This is a genomic window from Sedimentitalea arenosa, assembly GCF_016428585.1.
Taxonomy (GTDB): Bacteria; Pseudomonadota; Alphaproteobacteria; order Rhodobacterales; family Rhodobacteraceae; genus Sedimentitalea; species Sedimentitalea arenosa.
Genome location: NZ_JAELVR010000002.1, coordinates 110,777 through 134,719 on the forward strand (window position 1 = coordinate 110,777; position 23,943 = coordinate 134,719).

Here is a 23,943-nt window from a genome sequence, read left to right on the forward strand (position 1 = left end):
CCAGTTCGTTTGCCACGCCCGGATGCACAGCCCGTTCTGGCGATGTGTCAGACCGGGGTGCGGTATTCCATGCGGCGCACCGAGCCGGTCTTGGAGCGCATCAGAAGGGTCTGCGTCGTCAGCCAGCCGGGTTCGCGCTTGATTCCATTCAGAAGCGTGCCGCCGGTGACGCCGGTGGCGGCAAAGATAACGTCCTGCTGAACCATGTCGTCGCGCGCATAGATCTTGTCGAGATCGGTGATCCCGGCCTTGTCGGCGCGTGCTTTCTCGTCATCGTTGCGGAACAGGAGGCGGCCGAAGATTTGACCCCCCATGCATTTCAGTGCCGCGGCAGCCAGCACGCCCTCGGGCGCGCCGCCGGAGCCCATGTACATGTCGATCCCGGTCTTCTCGGCTTCGGCGCAATGCATGACGCCGGCCACGTCGCCATCGGTGATCAGGCGGATCGCCGCGCCGGTGCTGCGGACCTCGGCGATCATCGCCTCGTGGCGTGGACGCTCCAGGATGCAGACCGTGATGTCGGACGGGGCACAACCCTTTTCGGTGGCCAACGCCGATACCCGTGTCGCGGGCGGCATGTCGAGCGTGACAAGACCCTCGGAATAGCCCGGACCGATAGCCAGTTTTTCCATATAGACGTCGGGCGCGTGCAGCATCGATCCGCGCGGGCCCATGGCGATGACGGTCAGCGCGTTGGGCATGTCCTTGGCGGTCAGCGTCGTGCCTTCCAACGGGTCGAGCGCGATGTCGACACCGGGGCCTTTTCCGGTCCCGACCTCTTCGCCGATATAGAGCATGGGGGCTTCGTCGCGCTCGCCTTCGCCGATCACGACGACGCCCGAAATATCCAGCATGTTCAGTTGTTCGCGCATCGCGTTGACCGCGGCCTGGTCGGCGGCCTTCTCGTCGCCACGCCCGACCAGCGACGCCGAAGCGAGGGCCGCCTGTTCGGCGACACGGGCCAGTCCGAGAGACAACATGCGGTCGTGAAACTCAATCCTATCGCTCATCAAATCGCTCCAGTTCAATGGGTGCCGGTTTCCGGTCTACAGGTTTTCGATCCGCAGGGCGACCGGGGTCGCCGCCAGGACATCGGTGCTTTGCATCGCGGCGATGGCCTCGTCCAGCGGTGCGCGAGTCGTCCGGTGCGTGACGATCAGCACCGGAGCGGCGGGTTCCGAGTGCCCATATTGCCGCATCCGGTCGATCGAAATGCCCGATGCGCCCAGGATCGAAGCGATCTTGGCCAACGCGCCGGGTTTGTCGACGAGCGCCATGCGCAGGTAATAAGGAGCCGGCAGCACCGAACTGGCAGAAGGCGCCGTGCGCAGGGTCGAAACGGGCTGCCCGAAGGTCGGAATCCGGATCCCGCGCGCGAGGTCACACACATCGGCCATGACGGCGCTGGCGGTCGGACCTTCGCCCGCGCCCGGTCCGCGCAGGACGATCTGCTGAACCGAGTCGCCTTCGATCACGACCATGTTGGTGCCACCCTCCAGTTGCCCGAGCGGCGAGGACGCCGGTACGAGGCAAGGTTGCATGCGTTGTTCCAGGCCACGGCCGGTCAGTTGAGCGACGCCAAGAAGCTTGATCCGATAGCCCATGTCGGCCGCCTGGCGGATGTCCTCGATCGTGATGCGCTCGATACCTTCGATTTCGATCCCGTCGAAATCCGGCACCGTTCCAAAGCCGATGGCCGACAGCAGCGCCAGCTTGTGACCTGCATCAATCCCGCCCACGTCCAGAGTCGGGTCCGCTTCCAGGTAACCGAGGTCGTCGGCCTCCTCGAAGACCTTTTCATAGGGCAATCCGGCGCTTTCCATACGGGTCAGGATGTAGTTGCAGGTGCCGTTCATGACGCCCATCACGCGGGTGATCTCGTTGGCGGCCAGTCCTTCGGTCACTGTCTTGATGACCGGGATACCACCCGCGACCGCCGCTTCGAAGCGGATCACGCGTCCGGCCGATTCAGCCTGTTCGGCCAGGTCGCGACCGTGGATGGCGAGCATGGCCTTGTTGGCGGTCACGACGTCTTTGCCGGCGGCCAGCGCCGCCTCTGTCGCGTCCTTTGCGGGGCCGTCGGTTCCCCCCATCAGTTCAACGAAAACGTCGACATCGTCACGCTGCGCCAGGGCGACCGGGTCGGCTTCCCAGTCGTATCCGGACAGGTTTATGCCGCGATCCTTTGTGGCGTTGCGCGCGGACACGGCGCTGATGGTGATGTCGCGACCGGTGCGTTGGGCCAACAGGGCGGCCTGCTTGCGTACGATCTTGACGACGCCGACCCCGACGGTTCCCAGGCCGGCGATCCCCAGGCGCAACGTTGCTGTCATGTGGCTGTCCCTCGGTCTTGAATCTTGGCAGTGCCTTATCGGGTTCGCCCAAAGGGTGCAACGCGTGACGTGCCGGGCGTCAACCGCCGACCCCGCCTTTCATACGGGCCTGCGTTTCCGCGTCGACGATCGGACCGTCCAACGCCTCCGCGCGGCGCCGCAACGAGTCGAGTCGCCCTTGCAATTCGTCCTCCGCGGCACGTGCTTCGAGTTCTGGAGCGGGACCGGAAGCTATCAGCCTGTCAATCGGCAGAAGGGGAGGGTAATCGGCGTCGAGCAACTCCGGAGCGATGGTCGAGTCAAGGTCCGGGACGGGCGTGCAGGCCGCCAGAGCGACAGCACAGACGGGGCCGCAAATCAGTGCCGTGACCCAGGTCCTGGCCGGTTTCATCAATGCCTCGCTTGAACTGCAACCTGTCAAGGGATGACTCTTTCCGGCGGAGGGCGCAAGCAGGGGGTTTTTTCTGAACGTACGTTCAGATAACCTGCGGCATATGGCGCGCACCACCGGATCCCACTCTGACATCACTGGCCCCCGCATCCGCGAGGTGGCGCTGGACCTGTTCGCGCGGCGCGGATTCGCCGCCGTTTCGATGCGCCAGATCGCGTCTGGTGTCGGGGTGCAAGCCGGGGCGCTCTACAATTACACGCCCGACAAGCAGAGCCTGCTGTTCGGGCTGATGCGCGAGCATATGGAAGAATTGCTGGCGGCACGTGCCGCGCGTGAAGTTCCGGATGATCCGTTGGCGGAGCTCGAGGACTTCACGCGGTTTCACATCGCGCATCACCTCGAGAGGCCGGATGCGGTTTTCATTTCCTACATGGAATTGCGAAATCTCAGCCCGGAAAATTTCGGCCTGATCGAAACCCTGCGCCGCGCCTATGAAGATCAGCTCGAGGAGATCCTGAAGCGGGGCGTGGCGGTCGGCGTGTTCGACGTGCCGGATACGAAGATCGCGACGCTGGCGCTGATCGCGATGCTGACCGGGGTCAGCACGTGGTACAGACCCGCCGGCCGGTTGTCGGTTCAGCAGGTCGAAACGATCTACTGGGACATGGTGCGCAAGGCGGTCGCCACGGCCTGACGCCGGAACGACCGCAGCATTCAATGCGCCGGCTGGATAAAGGTGCCGTTGCGCAGATCGCGCATGGCCTGCATCAGTTCTTCCTGCGTGTTCATCACGATCGGACCGTGCCAGGCGACCGGTTCCTGGATCGGCGCGCCCGAGATCAGAAGGAAGCGCACGCCGTCAGGGCCCGCCTGAACTGTTACCTCGTCACCTGTGCCGAAGCGGATCAGGGTGCGATCGCCGCTCAGGTCGCGAATGTTCACCTCCTGACCGGCGACCTCTTTCTCGAGCAACACGCCCGTAGGGGCGGAGGCATCGGAAAAAGCGGCCGCGCCTTCGAACACATAGGCGAAGGCCCGGCGATAGGTGTCGATCCTGAAGGTCCTGCGGACGCCCGCCGGAACGAACACGTCCAGATATTGCGGGTCCGCCGCGATCCCGTCGACCGGGCCGGTCTTTCCCCAGAAATGCCCGACGATGATCTTCACGCGGGTGCCGTCGTCGTCGATCACCTCGGGGATGTCGGCCGCCGTCACGTCCTGGTAGCGCGGTGCGGTCATCTTCTGCGCCGAGGGCAGGTTGCCCCAGAGCTGGAAGCCGTGCATCTGCCCCTTGGCGTTTCCGTGGGGCATTTCCTGGTGCAGGATGCCCGACCCGGCGGTCATCCACTGCACGTCACCGGCCCCCAGCGTGCCGACGTTGCCCAGCGAGTCGCCGTGATCGACCGTGCCCGACAGCACGTATGTGATGGTTTCGATGCCGCGATGGGGGTGCCAGGGAAACCCCTTGATATAGTCTTGTGGATGTTCGTTGCGGAAGTCATCGAACAGCAGGAACGGGTCCAGTTCGGACGGGTCCTGAAACCCGAAGGCACGGTGCAGTTTGACTCCGGCGCCTTCCAGCGTCGGAACGGCTTTGCGGGTTTCGAGAGTCGGACGAAGCGACATGATTTCTCCTAGGGAAGAGCAGGGTTCTACATTCTCCCAGAAGATAAGCAGGCTGACGGCGGCGGCAATCGGCACCGGCAAACCTGAGATGTGCGGTCCCGCACAGGAAGCATCGTGTCGCGGTCACGTCCACGGTGCGACGTGAAACCAGGCACCGTCGACGCAGACAGTCTCTGGGCTGCCGCAATGGAAGCGGAAATAGGTCATTTCGGCCTGGGGCAATCGACAGATGCCCGGCAGGCCGACCATGTCGAGCGCGACCGTCGCGGCATGGCTGCCCACATGACCGCTTGGGCAGACAGGTTGCGCTGGCGACACCAGCGTGTTGCGCACCGGTTGTCCGGCGGTAAAGGTGCGCAGTCTGATCTGGACAGGGTGCGCCTCGGGATGGCGGGCGAGGAAATCGGCGTCCAACCGGATCTCGTCGATCCGCTCGACGGAGCGATAGGCGCCCGACAGGGTCTTGACCTTGTCATGCCGGCGCAGCGCCTCGATCGGAAGGTCGCCGAAATTCGTCGAAATCCGGCAACGACGGTCAAAGCCCGGTAGCGTCCATGTGATGATCGAGCGGGATGGCGTTTCTGCGTCGGACCGCGGCTGCGCGTCCCCCAGGCCGGCCTGTTCGAGTACAGAGGCGATCAGGTCGGAGTCGGCGTCATACCCGCGATCGATTTCCGGGTCTTGCGATCTGCGCATGGTTTCGGACGACGGCACGTGTTGCACCGGTCGCATTGGGGGTGGGGTCTTGTGGGGCCAGATACTCATGCGCGGACCGTAGCAATTTGATCCAAAACTGTAAAAAATCCAGTTGGATCTTGATTAACGCGGGGCTGTTCAACCGTTTCGGCAGAAACGAAGGCGCCAAGAACCGGGGATTGTTGACGGTTGCGGAGCAAAACACACCGCGACTCGGTCGCGCCGTTCGGACGCAGGGAGGTCGCTGACGCGAACACATGGTCGCAAACAAGAGCGATCCCGCGCGGTATGTGTTCGAACTTGCCTGAAAGGCAAATGCGGGGACATCACATGAAAGTCGGATTTATCGGTCTGGGCAATGTCGGCGGCAAGCTCGCGGGGAGTTTGCTTCGCAACGGGTTCGATCTGGCCGTGCACGATCTGAACAGCGATCTGGTCGACGCGTTTGTCGCGCGCAGTGCCAAAGCCGGCGGGTCCGCCGCAGCGCTTATGGAGGAGTGCGATGCGGTCATCACGTGCCTGCCCAGCCCGGCGGCCAGCGCACGGGTGCTGGACGAGATGTTGCCCCAGGTGGGACCGGGCAAGATCTGGCTCGAGATGTCGACGACCGACGAGGCCGAAGTGAAGCGTCTGGGTGCCGAGGTGGCCGCGCGGGGTGGGATGGCTGTGGATTGTCCCGTTTCCGGAGGTTGTCACCGGGCGGACAGCGGCAATATCAGTATCTTCGCCGGCTGTGACCGGGCGGCCTTCGAAACCGTCCTGCCGCTCCTGACCGTCATGGGGCGGCGTGTGCTGCATACGGGCCCGCTGGGGAGTGCCAGTGTTCTCAAGGTGGTGACGAATTACCTTGCCACGGCGAACCTGGTCAGTTGCGCGGAAGCGCTGGTCGTCTCCAAAGCCGCCGGAATGGACCTCAATACCGCGTACGAGGCGATACGGATCAGCTCGGGCACGAGCTTCGTGCATGAAACCGAAAGCCAGGTGATCCTGAACGGAAGCAGGGACATCTCGTTCACGATGGATCTGGTCGCAAAGGATATCGGCCTGTTTCAGCAAGTCGCGGACAGGGCAGGGGTTCCGCTCGATATCAGCCCGCGATTGATCGAGATATTCGCCGACGGGATCGAACGTTTTGGCCCGCGCGAACTGTCTCCCAACATCATCAAGCGGCTTGAGGAGGCGACGGGGCTGGACATACGCGCGCCAGGATTTCCGGCCCAGATGGTCGATGATGAACCCGAGGCACCGGGTGAAGAGGTGGTGGTGCACCGGCAGGCGGCAGAATGACCTGTTCGCCGTCGTGATAACCGGCTAATCCGGACGTCGTGAAGGAGACGTTCGGATGAGTGACGACACCACATTGGCCGTGCTCGAAGCTAGCCCGTTCCGCCGGTTCATCGCGGTTTCGACCCTCGCGGCGGTCGGGGTGCTGCTGCTGGTATCGGCCGCGACCACGGTGACCGAGCCGATGTGGCAGATCGTGCTTGCGGTGCTTGGCGGCCTTGCTGCATGGAGTGCCGACAAGGTACGCCGCGCCACCGCGCTGCGGGTGGAGCTGACGCCAGAGGGATTGCGCGACAGCAGTGGCACCTGGATCGCCCGCATGGACGAGATCGCCGGAGTCGACCGTGGCGCCTTCGCGTTCAAACCCTCGAACGGCTTTCTGGTCAAGACCCGGAGCCGGAGCGCGCGCGGCTGGCAGCCTGGGCTTTGGTGGCGGTTCGGAACCCGCATCGGGATCGGTGGCGTCACGCCGGGCGCTCAGGCGCGCGTGATGGCGGACATTTTGGCCAAGCGCCTTGACTGAGCCGATCAGGCGTCGGCGCCAACCCATTTGAGCTGGGGTGCGAACCGCGGACGCGTGAACACGAAATTCTCGAGCTGGATCGGGTCCATGCCGATGTTCAGGAGCGGTTCGAAGGTGTTGTTGGTTTCAACGAGGATCACCCTCTCCATGTCGGGCATATTGGGCAGGCGCGTCGCCAGGTCAGATACGTTCGCATCCGTCAGGTCGGTCGGGAAGCCCCGGTTCGCCGACCAGTCCACGTAATAGCGGCTGTCGGCGTCGCTCCAGCGCACCACGGTAATCCGGAGCGTCGTTTCCGAGCCCTCGCGCACCAGCAGGTCGAGCATGTTGTGCATGCTGTCTATGTAAGTGTCGTCGATCGAACCGGTCTCGCGCGAAAGAAGATCGCTGATCGTGTAGGCCGCCTTGAGATTGACCGAGCTTTGGCGGTAACCGTCGAAATAGACGAAACTGGCCATGAAAGCCCAGAACACGAAGGGCATGGCAAGCACGAATTCGACGTTGACGTTGCCATCGGTGGCGCGGCCGAACCTGCGCAGATGAATGAAAAGCGAACGAATGGGCATGGTCATTTCGGCTCCTGAACGAAGGCCGAGGTCGAGATCAGCGCGTATTGGCCTGCGCCGTCCTTGGCGATGCTCTTGCCCAGGCCGGTGGTGGGAAAAACCGGGTTGATCTTGGCGCACGCGCGCAGGATCATCAGCTCGTTCTCGGCGCCATTGACGAAGGTGCGGACCGGCGAGACTTCCTGGGATTGATCCGTGCAATCTGCCTCGGGATTGATTCCAGCCCAGTTTCGCGGGTCGACCTGGACCATCTCGAGCCGCAGGTTGGACGAACAATCGTTGATGAAGCCCGCACGCTCGCAGATCAGGGTCTTGAGTTGGTCATGCTGGGGCGCGGTTCCGGTGCCCAGCCTGATGTCGCGCACTGTCAGATCGACCGCGCGCTCCAGCATGGAATGGTTCAGCGTCGCCATCGCCAGTTCGATCCCGGACAGGAAAATGACCAGCATGGCGGGAAAGGTCAGCGCGAACTCGATGGTCGACTGACCATCCTCGCAGTGCAGGAACCGAGCGATGCGGCGTTGGAGCTGTCTCATCAGTTCACCAGTTTCAGTTCGTTGATTTGGCGGGCGATGGCCGAGAACACGGCCGCGATTTCATTGGGACTCGCGATGAAGAAATGCGAGGGGCTCGAGGCGCAGTTCTTCATCTGGGTGCGCGGCGCGCCGGTCACGTCGAAGGCGATCGTGTAGACGATCACGTTGCGGCTGGGGTGCTTGGCCAGGTTGCATTGCGAATAGAAACTGCTGACATTGTCCGATGCGCTGGTGATGTTCCTGGAGCCGGAGTCGTTGCCCTCCTTCAGCTCCTTTGTAGGGTTGTCCTCGTGCATGCCGTCCTTTGGACGCACCTGCTCCGTGATCTGCCCGTCGGTCATCAGGACGATGTACTTCACGGTGTCCGACGCCAGCCAGTTTGCCGGGCGGGTCTTGAATTCGTCCGGGACCAGCCCCGCCGTCGCCATCGCGGCGAAGGCCGGTCTGCTCGTCGGATCCAGCAGAGCCAACGCATATTTCATGGCGTAGTGCGTGCCTGTGCCGTCGTGCATCCGCATCGTGTTGATCATGGTGTTGAGGTTGCCGGGGTTGTTCGACGCGTAGACGATCGAGGATTGATCCTGCGGACACCAGCCCCAGTCCATCACGCTTGAAGCGATCTCCCAGTTCATGAAATGCGGCGTCTGGTCATAGGATGATCCGTTGGGCAGGCCCGAATGCGTGAAGTCGGAACTGCCGATCTCGAGGCAGGAAGAAACGTTGGGATACCTGCCGTCAGACGTGCCGCCCTTGTCCGGGTCAAGTTCGATGTCCGGATAGCGCACGCCGTTCAGGCGATTGAACATCCAGGGTCCGGGATTGGTCTGTCCTGCATAGGGGATCAGGTTGACCGATGTCTTGGCTGCCGCGTCGCCTGCAAGGACGGCATTGACGAAATTCACGGCCGCTGGACGCAATTTGTCCATACGGCTGTTGTTGCGCATCGATCCCGAGATATCGAGCACCAGCGAAATCTCTACATTCGGAACCCGTTCTTCGGCGGCACCTGCGGCCGGAACCGTCAGTTCGTCCAGATTCAGCATGTGCATGAACTGCGTCGGCATGGTGGTTTCCGCGGTGGCCGACACGTTTCGGAAGTTGATCCCCGGCACCACGTTGATCGACTTGATGTGCTCGGCAAGGCCCGCCTTGTCGAAATAGTCGCGGACCACCTCCTTCGGCGGAAGCGGCTGGTCGAGATCCGCGGCGGCCAGAACGGCCCGGTCGAGCGTGTTCTGCAGCTTGGAGCGTTCGCGTTCGAAATGCATGAGGTCGATTCCGATGCCCCCGACCATCAGGATCATCAGGAAGATATAGACCCCCATGATGAGCATCGCCCCGTCCTCGTTGCGCGCAAAACTCCCCAAGAATGTCGCTGCCCTGCTGGCCCTGCGCGGGCCAAGGTGGCGAGATCGGAAGGGGCTGCAGGCGTTACGCAAGAACATGGTTCACCTCGTTTTCCGCAAGGGACGGACAGATCGCAGGATGGAGTAAGTCTCATCCTGAATGCCCCGAGATCATGTCGGAAATGAGGCGATAACCGGCAAATTCGCTGTGAAATGCCGCAGTTATTGCCACGATACGTTTAATCGAATTGAGTTGTTTCGCAGGTGGCGACAATCATTGGGACGCCGTGTTGCGCGCTGCGACACGCGGCCCGGATTCGCTCCGGAGTGTGGCGCGATGTTATCCGAACGGAAGAAAGGTCACACAAATCAATCTGTTCGGCATAGAGTCGGAGACTCAACGACGGCTGTCACGAGTCGCCGAGATGGCAGGGAGGAGCCAGAGATGAACCAGAGAAACGAACCGAGTTTCCGCGAGAGCGTCGATCTGATGTTCAATCGCGCCGTGGCGCTGATGGACCTGGCGCCGGGGCTCGAAGAAAAGATCCGTGTCTGCAACGCGACCTACACGGTGCGCTTCGGCGTGCGGCTGCGCGGCCAGATACAGACCTTCACCGGCTACCGCTCCGTGCATTCCGAACACATGGAGCCGGTCAAGGGCGGCATCCGCTACGCGCCCAGCGTCCATCAGGACGAGGTCGAGGCACTGGCGGCGCTGATGACCTACAAATGCGCTCTTGTCGAAGCGCCGTTCGGCGGCTCCAAGGGGGGCTTGCGCATCGATCCCCGACAGTATGACGAACACGAACTCGAACAGATCACCCGCCGCTTCGCCTATGAACTGGCCAAGCGCGACCTGATCCATCCCTCTCAGAACGTGCCGGCGCCGGACATGGGCACCGGCGAGCGGGAAATGGCGTGGATCGCGGATCAGTACGCACGGATGAACACGACCGACATCAACGCACGCGCGTGCGTGACTGGCAAGCCGCTGAACGCCGGCGGCATCGCGGGGCGGGTCGAGGCGACCGGGCGGGGCGTGCAATATGCCTTGCGCGAGTTCTTCCGCGACGAGCGCGATATCGAGAAAGCGGGGATGAGCGGATCACTGGATGGCAAACAGGTCATCGTCCAGGGGCTTGGAAACGTCGGCTATCACGCGGCCAAATTCCTGGCCGAGGAAGATGGGTGCGTGATCACCGGCATCATCGAGCGGGACGGCGCGCTGTTCAATCCGGCTGGTCTGGATGTCGAAGCCGTTCACAATTGGATTCGCAAGCACGGCGGCGTGACCGGGTTTCCGGACGCGGCCCACTCGGCCGAAGGTGCGGCGGTGCTCGAGGAAGAGTGCGACATCCTGATCCCGGCGGCGCTGGAAGGTGTCATCAACCTGTCCAACGCCGACCGAATCAAGGCTCCGCTGATCATCGAGGCCGCAAACGGCCCGATCACCGCCGGGGCCGACGATATCCTGCGCGCCAAGGGCACGGTGATCATTCCGGACATGTACGCGAACGCCGGCGGCGTCACCGTATCGTATTTCGAATGGGTCAAGAACCTCAGCCATATCCGGTTTGGCCGGATGCAACGCCGACAGGAAGAGGCGCGGCACCAGCTTGTCGTGGACGAGTTGGAACGTCTCGATCGCTATCTCGGCGATGCGTGGAGCATGTCTCCCGACTTCAAGAAGAAATACCTTCGCGGTGCGGATGAACTGGAACTGGTCCGCTCGGGGCTGGATGACACGATGCGGATCGCCTACCAGTCGATGCGCACGGTCTGGCATGAACGCGAGGACGTGCATGACCTGCGCACCGCGGCGTACCTCGTGTCCATCGACAAGGTCGCAGCCAGCTACCGCGCCAAGGGACTCTGAAGAAAAACGCCAATTGCGGACTGGTTCCTGCGCATGGCCGATCTAGCTTGCCGCAGTAACGACCGAATGAAAGGACTGCCGATGACCCGCTGCTGGCTTGGAGCACTCGCACTCGCCGCCATGGCACCTGCTGCAGAGGCGCAGCAGGGCGGCCCACCGATGGGCTGGGTCAGCGCCGTGGACGGCTTTGTCTCCTACCAGGATGACTCCGATCTCGACGGCGGGGGCTCCTTCACCGCGACCCGCAGCTATCTTCGGGCGGGCGGCCTCTATCGGTTTGAAAGCGGTCATTCTGCGGGTCTTTTCGTGAGCGCAGGGCAGTTGGACTATGATTTCGACATCCCCGGCGCGCGCCCCTGGAGCGATATCAACGATATCCGCGTATCCGTGCCCTTGCGGTTCCCGGTTGGTGACCGGGTCAGCGCCTTCCTCGTGCCGTCGCTGCGCTACGACTACGAGTCCGGCGTATCGGCATCGGATGGGCGCACGTACGGGGCCTTCGCCGGGTTGACCTGGCGCGTCAGCGATCGTTTGACCATCGGCCCGGGCGTCGGGTTCTTCACCCAGATCGAGGATGACGACGCGAACGTGTTTCCCGCCTTGCTGGTCGACTGGGACATCACCGATCGCTGGCGCCTCTCGACAGGCACCGGGCTTGGCGCGACGCAGGGTCCGGGAATCTCGCTCAGCTATGCCTATAGCGACGCGCTGCGTGTGTCGTTCGGCGCGCGCTACGAGGAGTTGCGGTTCCGGCTTGACGACACCGGTCTTGCACCCGGCGGAGTCGGGCAGGATCGGAGCGTGCCGGTAGTGATCTCGGTGAACTACGATCCGACACCGAACATGTCGCTGAGTGCCTTCGCTGGCGCCGAATTCGGCGGTGAACTGCAATTGGAGAGCGCCGCGGGCGCAGTGGTCAGCACGCAGGACTATGATACGGCACCGCTGTTCGGGCTCGCCTTCCGGGTAACCTTCTGAGCCAGGGCCACGCGACACGGCAGCGCGTGCCGAAAATAACCGGGACGCGGTCGAAAGAGCATTGCCCCGCAGACGTGGACTTGGTTCTATCGTGCGCGATCGACGGGGAGTGTGATGCGGTTTTCCGGGCTGAGAGTTCTCAAGGAAGGTTTGACCGGCAACAAGGGCTGGCGGCCGCACTGGCGCGATCCGGATCCCAAGCCGGACTATGACATCATCCTGATCGGTGGCGGCGGCCATGGCCTGAGCACGGCCTACTACCTCGCGCGTACCTACGGTCTGAGCCGGATCGCAGTTCTGGAAAAGGGCTATATCGGTGGCGGAAATGTCGGGCGGAACACGACGATCGTGCGGGCCAACTACTTCCTGCCGGGCAATGCGGAATTCTATTCCCATTCGCTCAAGCTCTGGGAAGGGCTCGAGCAGGAGCTGAACTACAACGTGATGCTGTCCCAGCGCGGGCTGATCAACCTGTTTCATTCGGACGGGCAGCGGGACGCCTTCGCGCGGCGGGGCAATGCGATGATCAACCAGGGTGACGATGCGATCCTGCTTGATCGGGAGGGTGTGCGCGATCATCTGCCGTATCTCGACTTCGACAACACCCGCTTTCCGATTTATGGCGGCCTCTACCATCCGCGCGGCGGCACGGCGCGGCATGACGCGGTTGCCTGGGGCTATGCGCGCGGTGCCGACCAGCGCGGGGTGGATATTATCCAGAACTGCGAAGTGACGGGCATCGACATCGCCGGTGGCCAGGTCCGGGGGGTGCAGACCACGCGCGGTGCCATTCGGGCTGACAAGGTCGGAATCGTGGTGGCGGGCCGGTCGGGCCAAGTGGCGGCGATGGCCGGGCTGCGGTTGCCGATCGAAAGTCACGTGCTACAGGCCTTCGTGACAGAGGGCCTGAAGCCGATCATCGACCATGTGGTCAGTTTCGGCATGGGTCATTTCTATATCAGCCAGTCCGACAAGGGTGGGCTCGTCTTCGGGGGCGACCTCGATTTCTATGCCTCCTACGCCGCGCGCGGCAACCTGCCGATGGTCGAACACGTGATGGAGGCGGGGATGACTTTGATGCCGATGATCGGCAAGGCCCGTGTCCTGCGCAGCTGGGGCGGCATCATGGACATGACACCGGACGGCTCGCCGATCATCGACAGGACCGGCATCGACGGACTCTACATAGACTGCGGCTGGTGCTACGGCGGGTTCAAGGCGGTTCCGGCTTCCGGCGATTGCTTTGCGCATCTGATCGCGACCGACAGGCCGCATCCGGCGGCCGCGGGGTTTCGGCTGGATCGGTTCCGCACCGGGCGTGGCCTGATGGACGAAGAAGGAACCGGAGCACAGCATAACCTGCACTAGCGCGAGGGTAGATGCCGGAGCCTCCGGCGGGAGTATTTCTGTGAAGATGAAGACGGGACGGGAAACATGAGGATCACCTGTCCGCTCTGCGGCGAGCGGGACCGGCGAGAGTTCTACTACCAGGGTGCGGCGGTTTTGCTGGAGCGCCCGGCCTTCGATGCGTCTGACGAGGCATGGGACGGCTATCTTCACCTGCGCGACAACCCGGCGGGAAAGACGCGTGACCTCTGGTATCACGAGGCCGGGTGCGGAGCCTGGGTCGTGGTGACGCGTGATACGGTTACGCATGCGGTCCTCGACTGTGTGCTTGCGTCCGATGTCGCGTCAGGAGCACGGCCATGAGGATCGACGACAAGGGGATTGTCGATCGCACCAGGCCGGTGCGCTTCCGGTTCGACGGGATCATCTATGAAGGGGTCAAGGGAGACACGGTCGCGTCTGCGCTGCTCGCCAACGACGTGCGCTTGCTCGGGAGGTCTTTCAAGTATCACCGGCCGCGTGGGATCCTGAGCGCGGGCAGCGAGGAACCCAATGCGTTGGTGACCGTCGGGCGGGGTGCGGGGGCCGAACCGAACGTGCGCGCAACGGTCCAGGAAATCTACGAAGGTCTGGAAACGACGAGCCAGAACCGCTGGCCTTCGTTGACGCTGGACCTGATGGCGGTCAACGATCTGGCCGCGCCGTTCCTTGGCGCCGGGTTCTACTACAAGACTTTCATGTGGCCCGCGACTTTCTGGGAGAAGTTCTATGAACCTCTGATCCGGCGCGCCGCGGGCCTCGGCGCCCTCTCGGGCGAGGCGAACCCGGACAGGTATGAGCGCGCCTATGCGTTTTGCGACCTCCTGGTCATCGGTGCCGGGCCGACGGGCCTGATGGCGGCGTTGACGGCGGCGCGCTCGGGAGCCGATGTGATGCTGCTGGACGAGGACAGCAGCATGGGGGGGCGCCTTCTGAGCGAGACCGACCTGGTTGAAGGTCAGACCGGGCCGGACTGGGTTGACAGGGTGCTCGCCGAATTGCGCGGTATGGATAATGTGCGACTGATGACCCGCACGACGGTGGCGGGTGTTTACGATCAGGGCACGTTCGGAGCGCTCGAGCGGGTCGGCCACCACCGCGCGGAACGACCTGCCGGCGCGCCGCTCGAGACGTTCTGGCGGATCGTGGCGCGGCGCGCAGTGCTTGCGGCCGGAGCACTGGAGCGGCCGGTGGCGTTTCGAAACAATGATCGCCCGGGCATCATGCTGGCCGGCGCGGTGCGGTCGTACCTGAACAGATGGGGCGTGGCGCCGGGACGCAAGGTGACGGTGTTCGGCAACACTGACGACGCGCATCGCACGGCGCGTGATCTGGTCGACGCTGGGGTGCACGTGGCCGCGCTGATCGACAGTCGCCATGATGCGCCGGACAGTTCCGACTATCCGGTCTTCAAGGGGGCGACCGTCTCTGACAGCAGCGGGCGGACGGCCCTCAGCAGCATCACGGTGCGCCGGATCGGAGGTGAGGAGCGGATCGCCACCGACTGCCTCGCCATGTCGGGCGGCTGGAATCCCAGTGTGCACCTGACATGCCACCTGAACGGGCGGCCGACGTGGCGGGACGATATTCTTGCCTTCGTGCCGAGACCAGGGGCCGTCCCCGGCCTGTACGCTGCGGGGGCCTGCAACGGAGTGTTTTCGACCGCGGGCTGTCTGCGCGACGGGGTCAGGGCGGCGAGCGAGGCGTTGCGGGACCTCGGCATCACGCCCGCGAACGTAACGTCACCAGAGGCCGAGAACGCGCCGTATGCCATCGCGCCTCTCTGGGCGGTTCCGGGACGAGGGCGGGCGTGGCTCGATTTCCAGAATGACGTGACCGTCAAGGATGTGAAGCAGGCGGCGACCGAGAATTTCCGCTCGGTCGAGCACATGAAACGCTATACGACGCAAGGCATGGCGACCGACCAGGGCAAAAGCTCCAACGTCACCGCGCTTGCCATCCTTGCGGATGTGACGGGTCGGGGCATTGCCGAAACCGGGACGACGACCTTCCGGCCGCCCTTCAGTCCGGTCGCGATCGCCGCGTTGGGTGCGTGGGGGCAAGGCAAGGGCTTTGCGCCCGACCGCTTGATGACCAGCCATGCGGCCAGCCTAGAGCGGAACGCGCCGATGATCGAGGCGGGGCTCTGGTATCGACCAAGCTATTTTCCACGACCGGGCGAGACGACCTGGCGACAGTCCTGCGACCGCGAAGTCTCAATGGTGCGCGAAGCCGTGGGTGTGTGCGACGTGTCGACACTCGGCAAGATCGACATCCAGGGACCGGACGCGCCCGAATTTCTCGATCTGGTTTACTGCAACGTGGTCAGCAAGCTCAAGGTCGGTCGCGTGCGCTATGGGCTTATGCTGCGCGAGGACGGGCATGTCATGGATGACGGTACCTGCGCGCGGCTGGGCGAGACGCATTTCCTGATGACCACGACGACCGCGGCGGCCGGCCAGGTGATGCGGCATCTCGAGTTCGCGCGGCAGGGGTTGATGTCGCACCTCGACGTTGCGATCAGTTCGGTGACAGAGAATTGGGCGCAATTCGCCGTGGCAGGGCCACGTTCGCGCGCGCTGATTGATGGCATACTTGACAGCCCACTGAACGAGGCCGACTGGCCGTTCATGGCCTGTGGGCCAGTCCGCGTTCTGGGCGTCGCCGGACGGCTGTTCCGGATTTCGTTCTCGGGTGAACATGGCTACGAGATCGCCGTCCCCGCGCGCTATGGCGACAGTCTGTTCCGATTGCTGATCGAGCGCGCCGAGGCGCTCAGGGGCGGGGCATACGGGATGGAGGCGCTGAACGTTCTGCGCATCGAAAAGGGCTTCATCACCCACGCCGAAATCCACGGTCGCGTAACGGCCTTCGATATCGGAATGGACCGGATGATGGCGCAAAGGAAGGATTTCATCGGCAAGCGGCTCGCCCGACGACCCGGGCTCATCGATCCCGAGCGCGAACGCCTGGTCGGGTTGAAACCCGCCGGCGCGGTACAGGAGATGACCGCCGGGGCGCATCTCTTCAAGGATGGTGCCGAGCCGGTGGCACCGAACAGCCAAGGCTATGTCACATCGGTCGCCTTTTCGCCGACACTCGGTCACATGATCGCTCTGGGGTTCCTGAAAAACGGCCCGGCGCGTCATGGAGAAACGGTGCGTATGGTCGACCATCTGCGTGCCCTCGATACGCGATGCGAAGTGGTTGATCCGGTGTTCTACGACCCCGAGGGAGGACGCGTCCGTGGCTGAGCTTTTCGCATCAGCTCCCTTCGCCGCTTTGCTGCCTCTCTCGGTCGGATCGGTCGAACTCGCCGCCGTCGATCTGGGGCGATTGACGCTGATCACGCCCTACAAGGACCGGGAGGCCGCGCTTTCGAAGGCGTTGCAGTCCGCGCATGACGTTGCGCTACCCGCGCCGAACCGCACCACCGGGCAGGCCGGTTGTCGGGTTCTTTGGTTCGCGTTGGGCCAGGTCATGCTTGCGGGCCCCGAGCCCGATCCGGGGCTTGCCGAGCACGCTGCGTTGGTGGATCAGAGCGATGGCTGGGTCACTGCGACACTGCAAGGCGAGGGAGCGGAGGACGTTTTGGCGCGATTGGTTCCTGTCGACGTGCGTGCCGCGATCTTCAAGCGCGGATATACGGTGCGCACGCAACTTCAGCACATGAGCGTCTCGATCACGCGGACTGGGGCCGAGCGGTTCCAGATCATGGTCTTTCGATCGATGGCCAAGAGCTTCGTTCACGATTTGGAAACGGCGATGGAAGGTGTCGCCGCGCGCGGGTAATCTGCCTGAAACCCCTGATTCCGGAGCATGCCCATGAAACGCCTGATGATCCTTCCCCTGTCCCTGATGCTGAGCGCGACCAGCGTCGCAGCGCAGTCCGAAAAGGAAGTCGATTGCGGGTATCAGGCCGATGTCGCGGGCGCGGTGCAGCAGGCCCGTCTGGACGGTGTGGCCGAAAGGGATGTCCGCGAGGCGATCGAGGCAGGTAACCCGTCTTGGCCCGACCGCTACAGCAACGCGATCCCGGTCTTTGCTGCACAGATTTACCAGATCAAGAAGCGCGATCTGAAAAAGATCGATCTGCGTGCCGAGTGGATGACCACGTGCATGACGAATTGATCGTCTGCCGTTCCGGTCATGGCTGTGATATGACCCGCGCATGAGCCTCCCGCCTGGATTCCTGGACGAATTGCGCAGCCGCGCCAGCCTGTCGCAGGTGGTGGGGCGCAAGGTCATCTGGGACACGCGCAAGTCGAACCAGGGCAAGGGCGACATGTGGGCTCCTTGCCCCTTTCATCAGGAAAAATCCGCGTCCTTTCACGTCGACGACCGCAAGGGGTTCTATTACTGCTTTGGCTGTCACGCCAAGGGTGACGCGATCACCTTCGTCCGCGAAACAGAGAACCTGGGCTTCATGGAAGCGGTCGAGCTGTTGGCGCGCGAGGTCGGGATGCCGATGCCGGCGCGTGACCCCAAGGCGCAGGAGAAATCCGATCGGCGCGGCGAACTTGCCGATGTCATGGAACAGGCAGTGCAATTCTTTCGCCTGCAGTTGAAGACATCCGGAGCCACGGCGGCGCGCGCCTATCTGGAGCGGCGGAGCCTGCGTGAGGCGGCGCAGGAGCGATGGGAAATCGGATTTGCGCCGGATGGCTGGCAGGGGCTCTGGGATCATCTACGCGGCAAGGGCGTCCGTGAAGATCTGATTGTGGGTGCGGGTCTGGCCAAGGCGTCCTCGAAGGGGGGCAAACCCTATGACACGTTTCGCAACCGGATCATGTTTCCGATCCGCGATCCACGGGGGCGCTGCATTGCCTTCGGTGGCCGCGCGTTGGACCCCGATGACAACGCAAAATATCTGAACTCGCCGGAAACCGAACTGTTCGACAAGGGGCGCAGCCTCTACAACCACGGCCCCGCGCGCACAGCGGCGGGCAAGGGCCAGCCGCTGATCGTGGCCGAGGGCTACATGGACGTGATCGCGCTCGACAGCGGTGGCTTCCAGGCGTCTGTCGCCCCTCTGGGCACCGCCATCACCGAGAACCAGTTGCAGATGCTCTGGCGGATCGCGCCCGAACCGATCATCGCGCTGGATGGCGACGCCGCTGGCCTGCGCGCCGCGATGCGGCTGATCGACCTGGCGCTGCCGCTGCTGGAAGCGGGCAAATCGCTTCGCTTCGTCATTCTGCCCGAAGGTCAGGACCCGGACGATCTGATCCGGGCGCGCGGGCCAAGCGCGATGCAGACGTTGCTGGACGGCGCGGTACCGATGGTGCGGTTGCTTTGGCAGAGGGAAACCGAAGGCAAGGTATTCGACAGCCCCGAACGCAAGGCGATGCTCGACAAGGCGTTGCAGGACAAGGTCGATCTGATCCGCGACCGTTCGATCCGCGATCATTATGGCCGCGAACTGAAATCGCTGAGTTGGCAGTTGTTCAAGTCACGCCCGGCCGGGTCGGGAAAGCGGCCGTGGTCCCCCGGGCGCAAGCCGGACGTCGCGCCACTCGCGGGCACCAAGTCCTCGCTGCTGGTGGCCGCGGATGTCGACGTTCAGGATCACCTGCGTGTGGCGGTCATCCTGGCGACCGTGCTGTCCACCCCCGCGATCATCGCCGAGGTGGAAACCGATATCGAGTTGCTGCCCTGCAAGGATCCGACGCATGCAAAGCTGCGCGACCTCATCCTGCGCAACCCTGAGGCCACAGCGGAGGACCTGATGCAGGCGATAGAGCGGGAAATCGGGGCGGATACCCTTGAAAAACTACACGCGCTACGCCATGTCGCGCTCAGCCCCTGCGTGCGGAAACCCGGCGATGTCGAACTGGCTCGGATCACCCTGAGCGAAGAATTCGCGAAACTGAAGGCGCGACGCGGGCTGACGGCAGAGATTGCCGAAGCCGAGGAAGACCTGACCGGCCTAGCGGACGAAGCATTGACCTGGCGCTTGTCGCAAGCGGCCCAGGCATACAACCGGGCCGAACGCAGCGAGCACGAGGACAAGGCGGAATACGACATGGGCGAAAACGGCGCGCGAATCAATCGGCAAGAGCGCGATGCTTTTGCCTCCCTGTTGGACAAGATCATGCACTCCCGGCCCAAGCGATGATGGTTTTGGTAAAGAAACACTAAAGAAATCAGGGTAGGTGGGGTGACGAATCAGCAGATCGCGCTAATGATTCGCTCAGCGCGAATCACCCGACGCCCTAGCAGGAGCACCGAATGGCCGCCAAGGACAACGACGACCGCAAAACCGACGATCAGGACGCCGAAGTAACGCTCGACATGAGCCAGGCCGCCGTCAAGAAAATGATCGGCGAGGCGCGCGAGAAGGGTTACATCACGTACGATCAGCTGAACCAGGTGCTGCCGCCCGATCAGGTGAGCTCCGAACAGATCGAGGACGTGATGTCGATGCTCAGCGAGATGGGCATCAACATCATCGAGGACGAGGAAGCCGAGGAGGAAGAGCAGAAAGGCTCGACCGAAGTCGCGACCACCGAGAGCGCGCGCGAGGTCACGCTGTCGACGGGCAGCGCGGAAAAGCTCGACCGGACCGACGATCCGGTGCGTATGTATCTGCGCGAAATGGGCAGCGTGGAACTGTTGTCGCGCGAAGGCGAGATCGCCATCGCCAAGCGCATCGAAGCCGGCCGCAACACGATGATCGCGGGCCTGTGCGAAAGCCCGCTGACCTTTCAGGCGATCACGATCTGGCATGACGAATTGCTCAGCGAGGACATCCTTCTGCGCGACGTGATCGATCTCGAAACCACCTTTGGCAACCAGATGGGGGAGGATGGTGAAGTCGATGCCCCGGTCGTGGACACCAGCGCGGTGGCTGCGGCCAAGCCGGCTGAGGAAGAGACGCCGGAACTTGACGCGGACGGAAACCCGATCCAGAAGGATGACGACGACGACGAGGACGAACAGGCCAACATGAGCCTCGCGGCCATGGAAGCCGCGCTAAAGGACCAGGTTCTCAGCACGCTCGAAACCATCTCCAACGACTACGCGCAGCTTTCGGAAATGCAGGACAGCCGCATTTCCGCGACGCTCAACGAGGACGGCTCGTTCAGCGAGGCGGCCGAAGCCAAATATCAGGCTCTGCGATCCGAGATCGTGCTGCTGGTGAACGGGCTGCATCTGCACAACAACCGGATCGAAGCGCTGATCGACCAGCTCTATGGTATCAACCGGCGGGTCATGTCGCTGGACAGCTCCATGGTGAAACTTGCGGATCAGGCACGGATCAACCGTCGCGAGTTCGTCGATGAATACCGGGGCCGGGAACTCGATCCGAACTGGCTGACCGACATGGCAGATAAGCCGGGTCGTGGCTGGCAGATGTTCATCGAGCGCAGCACTGACAAGGTGGAGGAGTTGCGCGCCGACATGGCCCAGGTCGGGCAATATGTCGGTCTGGACATCAGCGAATTTCGCCGAATCGTCCAGCAGGTCCAGAAGGGCGAAAAGGAGGCCCGCCAGGCCAAGAAGGAGATGGTAGAGGCAAACCTGCGTCTGGTGATCTCAATTGCCAAGAAATACACGAACCGCGGCCTGCAATTCCTTGATCTCATTCAGGAAGGCAACATCGGCCTCATGAAGGCGGTGGACAAGTTCGAGTATCGCCGAGGCTACAAGTTCTCGACCTACGCGACCTGGTGGATCCGGCAGGCTATCACGCGCTCGATCGCCGACCAGGCCCGCACGATCCGTATTCCTGTGCACATGATCGAGACGATCAACAAGCTGGTGCGCACCGGCCGCCAGATGCTGCACGAGATCGGGCGAGAGCCGACGCCCGAGGAACTGGCCGAAAAGCTGCAGATGCCGCTCGAGAAGGTCCGCAAGGTGATGAAGATCGCCAAGGAACCGATCTCTCTGGAAACGCCGATCGGGGATGAAGAAGACAGCCAGCTCGGCGATTTCATCGAGGACAAGAACGCGGTCCTGCCTCTGGATTCGGCAATCCAGGAGAACCTCAAGGAAACGACGACGCGCGTTCTGGCGAGCCTGACCCCGCGCGAGGAACGGGTCTTGCGGATGCGGTTCGGAATCGGGATGAATACCGATCACACGCTTGAAGAGGTCGGACAGCAGTTCAGCGTGACCCGCGAACGTATCCGCCAGATCGAGGCGAAGGCGTTGCGCAAGCTGAAGCATCCGAGCCGCAGCCGGAAGCTGCGTAGTTTCCTCGATCAATAGACCGAGACAAAGTAACTTAGGTAGCCTCCGCCGAACCCCATCGGCGGAGGCTTTTTTTGTTCCGGTTCTGGAATGAACAGCGCATTGGACGCGCCGACAGAACAAGCGACGGTAAAATTGGTGTGACGGTGCATGGGTCTTTGTCGCCGACGAACTATCGTTTTGGTTCGATTGGAAAGGATACAAAATGCAGCGACTAGTCTCGTTCTCCCTTGCCGCGGCGCTTGCGCTCGCGGTTCCAAGCGTCGGTTCCGCTTTCACCAGCAAGCGCGGGGCCAAGGTCAACCCCGTCAACTCTACCGTTTTCGAGGTCGTCCCCAGCAGCGGCGGGGACGGTCAGGTCTTCTGGTGCAGCGCAGCGGACTATGCGCAGCGCGAGTTGCGGGCGTCTTGGAACGCGCAGCTATACATCGCGCGCGGACGGGGCCCGAGCGTTACGACCAACAGGCGATCCGCGGTTCAATTCACACTCGATCCGCAGGCGGCGAGCGTGACACCGATCGAGTCGTCGCTCAGCCTGAACTCCCTGAAGGCCGGTGAGAACATGACTGTGCGGCGCGCTTATGACTTCTGTGCCAAGCAGTCCATTTTCTAGGCAGAGATGCTTGAGCGCGGAGGGCAGGGTGAAACCAGCGGTTTTTCGCCTTGGGAGAGTCCACCAATTTCTGGCGAGCCTGCGGTCCAAGTGCCACACTAGGCAGTGATGCGATCTATCTCGCCGTTGTTGCGTTGCGGGACGCAGTTGCTCCAGCCGGTTGGAGACGTGAGGAAAAACCGCCCAACGACCTGACAAGATCTGAACAGGCATGATAGGATCGCGTAAACAACAGGGCAAAGGATGACCTGATGAAAACGGCCCGAATTATCTGCATCGCCGCCACGGCGGCCCTATTGCCAAGCTGGGCTTCAGCCTGGTGGGCAATGAACCGGCACGAGGTATTCCCGGTTTCCGATACGGTATGGGAAGTCGTGTCCGAAGTCGGTTCGAGCGCAGCGGATTATTGGTGTGGTGCCGGAGACTTCGCGCAACGCGTTCTCGGCACGCCCGCCGCCCAACGAATCTATATCTGGAAGGCGATCGGTCCCAGTGTAGCGCGTCCCGGACGAAAGGCGGTGCAGTTTTCGCTGACGCCGCCGCCAGGGGCGGACACCTCGACCGGGTATTCGCTGACGGTCAAGCGTGCGGGCGACAACCTCGCACGACACGCGGCCGTTCAATATTGCTATCAATTTGACGGAGACGACATCTGGAGCGTCCGATGAGGCTGGTAGGCATTGGCGCGGCACTCGTTCTCCTAATGGTCTTGCCGCAGGCATCGCTGGGCTGGACAGCGCGAAACAGTCAGACCGTGGTACCACTGTCCGACAGATCTTTTGAGGTGCTGGGCCAGGCAGGGTCGGGCAACACCGACTACTGGTGCGCTGCCGGCGAGTATGCGCGCCGCGTGCTGGGCGTGGCCAACGGACAAAGGCTTTACGTCTCGCGAGGCCGCGCCGAAGCCGAGACCGCGAACCGAAAATCCGCGGTCCAGTTCTCTCTCGACCCGCCGCCCAACGGTGATACCTCTTGGCGTCTGCTGCTGTCGGTCACGCGCGTCGGAGAAAACCTGAGCGCGATCGAGGCGTCGAACTACTGCGCGCGCTTCGTGGACGCGCACGGTTGATTGCCAGATGGCGGCAACTGAAAGCACGGAATTCGTTGTCGCGACCAATGGCGTCGGTCTCTACGAAGTGACGGCAGAAATCGGTCGCTGGCTGGCCCGGACGAAACGTCGCGACGCGCTTTTGACGCTTTTCGTGCGCCATACGTCCTGTTCGCTGCTCATTCAGGAAAACGCGGATCCCGACGTTCAGGACGATCTGGTCGCATTTCTTGAACGCCTTGTGCCGCCCGCGACGGATCCTTCCATGAAGTACCTTCGGCATACCTGTGAGGGACCTGACGACATGCCGGCCCATATCAAGGCGGCATTGCTGCCGGTCAGCCTGTCCATCCCGGTGGTCGATGGGCGGGCGATGCTGGGTACCTGGCAGGGCGTCTTCCTGTTCGAACATCGAAGTGCGCCGCACCGACGGCGGATCGCCGCGCATCTCGCCTAGAGGCAAATCCAGCATCTAGCGGTCTCATTTCTCCCCTACCCAAATCCTAGAGGCTTTCGTATAGTTGTGGATAAGTGGACCAGAG

Annotated in this window: 24 protein-coding genes; 16 read left to right on the forward strand and 8 right to left on the reverse strand. The window is 62.8% G+C overall.

The window, feature by feature from the left end; translation table 11 throughout:
• Positions 1-47 precede the first annotated feature (47 nt).
• The 3 genes from glpX to JF290_RS03355 form a co-directional block, all read right to left on the reverse strand.
• A complete protein-coding gene (gene glpX, locus JF290_RS03345; RefSeq protein ID WP_199023334.1) occupies positions 48-1,010 on the reverse strand; it encodes a class II fructose-bisphosphatase in 963 nt (320 codons plus the stop codon).
• 36 nt (positions 1,011-1,046) lie between these two features.
• Entirely contained in the window at positions 1,047-2,333 is a 1,287-nt protein-coding gene (locus JF290_RS03350) for a homoserine dehydrogenase (protein WP_199023335.1), read from the reverse strand.
• Positions 2,334-2,412: 79 nt separating this feature from the next.
• A complete protein-coding gene (locus tag JF290_RS03355) occupies positions 2,413-2,724 on the reverse strand; it encodes a hypothetical protein (protein ID WP_199023336.1) in 312 nt (103 codons plus the stop codon).
• 103 nt (positions 2,725-2,827) lie between these two features.
• Here JF290_RS03355 and JF290_RS03360 point away from each other — a divergent pair, with 103 nt between their 5' ends.
• Positions 2,828-3,418 carry a TetR/AcrR family transcriptional regulator gene (locus tag JF290_RS03360; RefSeq protein ID WP_199023337.1) on the forward strand — a complete coding sequence of 197 codons (591 nt, stop codon included), beginning with the start codon at positions 2,828-2,830 and terminating at the stop codon, positions 3,416-3,418.
• A gap of 20 nt (positions 3,419-3,438) precedes the next feature.
• Here JF290_RS03360 and JF290_RS03365 read toward each other — a convergent pair whose 3' ends face one another.
• Positions 3,439-4,350: a pirin family protein gene (locus JF290_RS03365; RefSeq protein ID WP_199023338.1), complete on the reverse strand. Its 912-nt coding sequence runs from the start codon at positions 4,348-4,350 to the stop codon at positions 3,439-3,441.
• A gap of 123 nt (positions 4,351-4,473) precedes the next feature.
• Positions 4,474-5,046 carry a Hint domain-containing protein gene (locus JF290_RS03370; protein ID WP_199023339.1) on the reverse strand — a complete coding sequence of 191 codons (573 nt, stop codon included), beginning with the start codon at positions 5,044-5,046 and terminating at the stop codon, positions 4,474-4,476.
• A gap of 330 nt (positions 5,047-5,376) precedes the next feature.
• On the opposite strand from JF290_RS03370, the gene JF290_RS03375 reads away from it, so the two are divergent.
• Both JF290_RS03375 and JF290_RS03380 read left to right on the forward strand, forming a co-directional pair.
• Positions 5,377-6,333 carry an NAD(P)-dependent oxidoreductase gene (locus tag JF290_RS03375; RefSeq protein ID WP_199023340.1) on the forward strand — a complete coding sequence of 319 codons (957 nt, stop codon included), beginning with the start codon at positions 5,377-5,379 and terminating at the stop codon, positions 6,331-6,333.
• 55 nt (positions 6,334-6,388) lie between these two features.
• The gene (locus JF290_RS03380; RefSeq protein WP_199023341.1) at positions 6,389-6,853 is read left to right on the forward strand and encodes a hypothetical protein; all 465 of its coding nucleotides are present in this window, start codon (positions 6,389-6,391) and stop codon (positions 6,851-6,853) included.
• Between the two features lie 5 nt (positions 6,854-6,858).
• Here the strand turns inward: JF290_RS03380 and JF290_RS03385 are convergent, their stop codons facing one another.
• From JF290_RS03385 to JF290_RS03395, 3 genes are read right to left on the reverse strand one after another with little or no spacing between them, the layout of a single operon-like run.
• Positions 6,859-7,419, reverse strand: a complete 561-nt coding sequence (locus JF290_RS03385) for a TadE/TadG family type IV pilus assembly protein (RefSeq protein ID WP_233155121.1) — start codon at positions 7,417-7,419, stop codon at positions 6,859-6,861.
• A gap of 2 nt (positions 7,420-7,421) precedes the next feature.
• Positions 7,422-7,955 carry a TadE/TadG family type IV pilus assembly protein gene (locus JF290_RS03390; RefSeq protein ID WP_199023343.1) on the reverse strand — a complete coding sequence of 178 codons (534 nt, stop codon included), beginning with the start codon at positions 7,953-7,955 and terminating at the stop codon, positions 7,422-7,424.
• The gene (locus JF290_RS03395; protein ID WP_199023344.1) at positions 7,955-9,322 is read right to left on the reverse strand and encodes a TadE/TadG family type IV pilus assembly protein; all 1,368 of its coding nucleotides are present in this window, start codon (positions 9,320-9,322) and stop codon (positions 7,955-7,957) included. The genes JF290_RS03390 and JF290_RS03395 overlap by 1 nt, the downstream gene beginning before the upstream one ends.
• Positions 9,323-9,746: 424 nt before the next feature.
• Between JF290_RS03395 and JF290_RS03400 the strand changes: the two genes are divergently transcribed.
• From JF290_RS03400 to JF290_RS03460, 13 genes are all read left to right on the forward strand, one after another.
• Positions 9,747-11,177, forward strand: coding sequence for a Glu/Leu/Phe/Val family dehydrogenase (locus JF290_RS03400; RefSeq protein WP_199023345.1), 1,431 nt, complete (start codon positions 9,747-9,749; stop codon positions 11,175-11,177).
• An 81-nt stretch (positions 11,178-11,258) separates the two neighbouring features.
• Complete coding sequence (locus tag JF290_RS03405) at positions 11,259-12,155, forward strand: TonB-dependent receptor (protein ID WP_233155122.1); 897 nt, start codon at positions 11,259-11,261, stop codon at positions 12,153-12,155.
• Positions 12,156-12,269: 114 nt separating this feature from the next.
• Positions 12,270-13,523 carry a sarcosine oxidase subunit beta family protein gene (locus tag JF290_RS03410; protein ID WP_199023346.1) on the forward strand — a complete coding sequence of 418 codons (1,254 nt, stop codon included), beginning with the start codon at positions 12,270-12,272 and terminating at the stop codon, positions 13,521-13,523.
• Positions 13,524-13,589: 66 nt separating this feature from the next.
• Complete coding sequence (locus JF290_RS03415; protein ID WP_199023347.1) at positions 13,590-13,865, forward strand: sarcosine oxidase subunit delta; 276 nt, start codon at positions 13,590-13,592, stop codon at positions 13,863-13,865.
• The gene (locus JF290_RS03420; RefSeq protein ID WP_199023348.1) at positions 13,862-16,795 is read left to right on the forward strand and encodes a sarcosine oxidase subunit alpha family protein; all 2,934 of its coding nucleotides are present in this window, start codon (positions 13,862-13,864) and stop codon (positions 16,793-16,795) included. Before JF290_RS03415 ends, JF290_RS03420 begins: the two co-directional genes overlap by 4 nt.
• Positions 16,788-17,333: a sarcosine oxidase subunit gamma gene (locus tag JF290_RS03425; protein WP_328701193.1), complete on the forward strand. Its 546-nt coding sequence runs from the start codon at positions 16,788-16,790 to the stop codon at positions 17,331-17,333. The genes JF290_RS03420 and JF290_RS03425 overlap by 8 nt, the downstream gene beginning before the upstream one ends.
• Positions 17,334-17,366: 33 nt before the next feature.
• Positions 17,367-17,672 carry a hypothetical protein gene (locus JF290_RS03430; RefSeq protein ID WP_227363018.1) on the forward strand — a complete coding sequence of 102 codons (306 nt, stop codon included), beginning with the start codon at positions 17,367-17,369 and terminating at the stop codon, positions 17,670-17,672.
• Positions 17,673-17,712: 40 nt separating this feature from the next.
• Entirely contained in the window at positions 17,713-19,659 is a 1,947-nt protein-coding gene (dnaG, locus tag JF290_RS03435; RefSeq protein WP_199023350.1) for a DNA primase, read from the forward strand.
• Positions 19,660-19,772: 113 nt separating this feature from the next.
• Positions 19,773-21,758, forward strand: a complete 1,986-nt coding sequence (gene rpoD, locus JF290_RS03440; protein WP_199023351.1) for an RNA polymerase sigma factor RpoD — start codon at positions 19,773-19,775, stop codon at positions 21,756-21,758.
• Positions 21,759-21,945: 187 nt separating this feature from the next.
• Positions 21,946-22,353, forward strand: coding sequence for a hypothetical protein (locus JF290_RS03445; protein ID WP_199023352.1), 408 nt, complete (start codon positions 21,946-21,948; stop codon positions 22,351-22,353).
• Positions 22,354-22,604: 251 nt separating this feature from the next.
• The gene (locus JF290_RS03450; RefSeq protein ID WP_199023353.1) at positions 22,605-23,021 is read left to right on the forward strand and encodes a hypothetical protein; all 417 of its coding nucleotides are present in this window, start codon (positions 22,605-22,607) and stop codon (positions 23,019-23,021) included.
• A gap of 86 nt (positions 23,022-23,107) precedes the next feature.
• Positions 23,108-23,422, forward strand: a complete 315-nt coding sequence (locus JF290_RS03455) for a hypothetical protein (protein ID WP_199023354.1) — start codon at positions 23,108-23,110, stop codon at positions 23,420-23,422.
• Between the two features lie 7 nt (positions 23,423-23,429).
• A complete protein-coding gene (locus JF290_RS03460; protein ID WP_199023355.1) occupies positions 23,430-23,858 on the forward strand; it encodes a secondary thiamine-phosphate synthase enzyme YjbQ in 429 nt (142 codons plus the stop codon).
• Positions 23,859-23,943 lie beyond the last annotated feature (85 nt).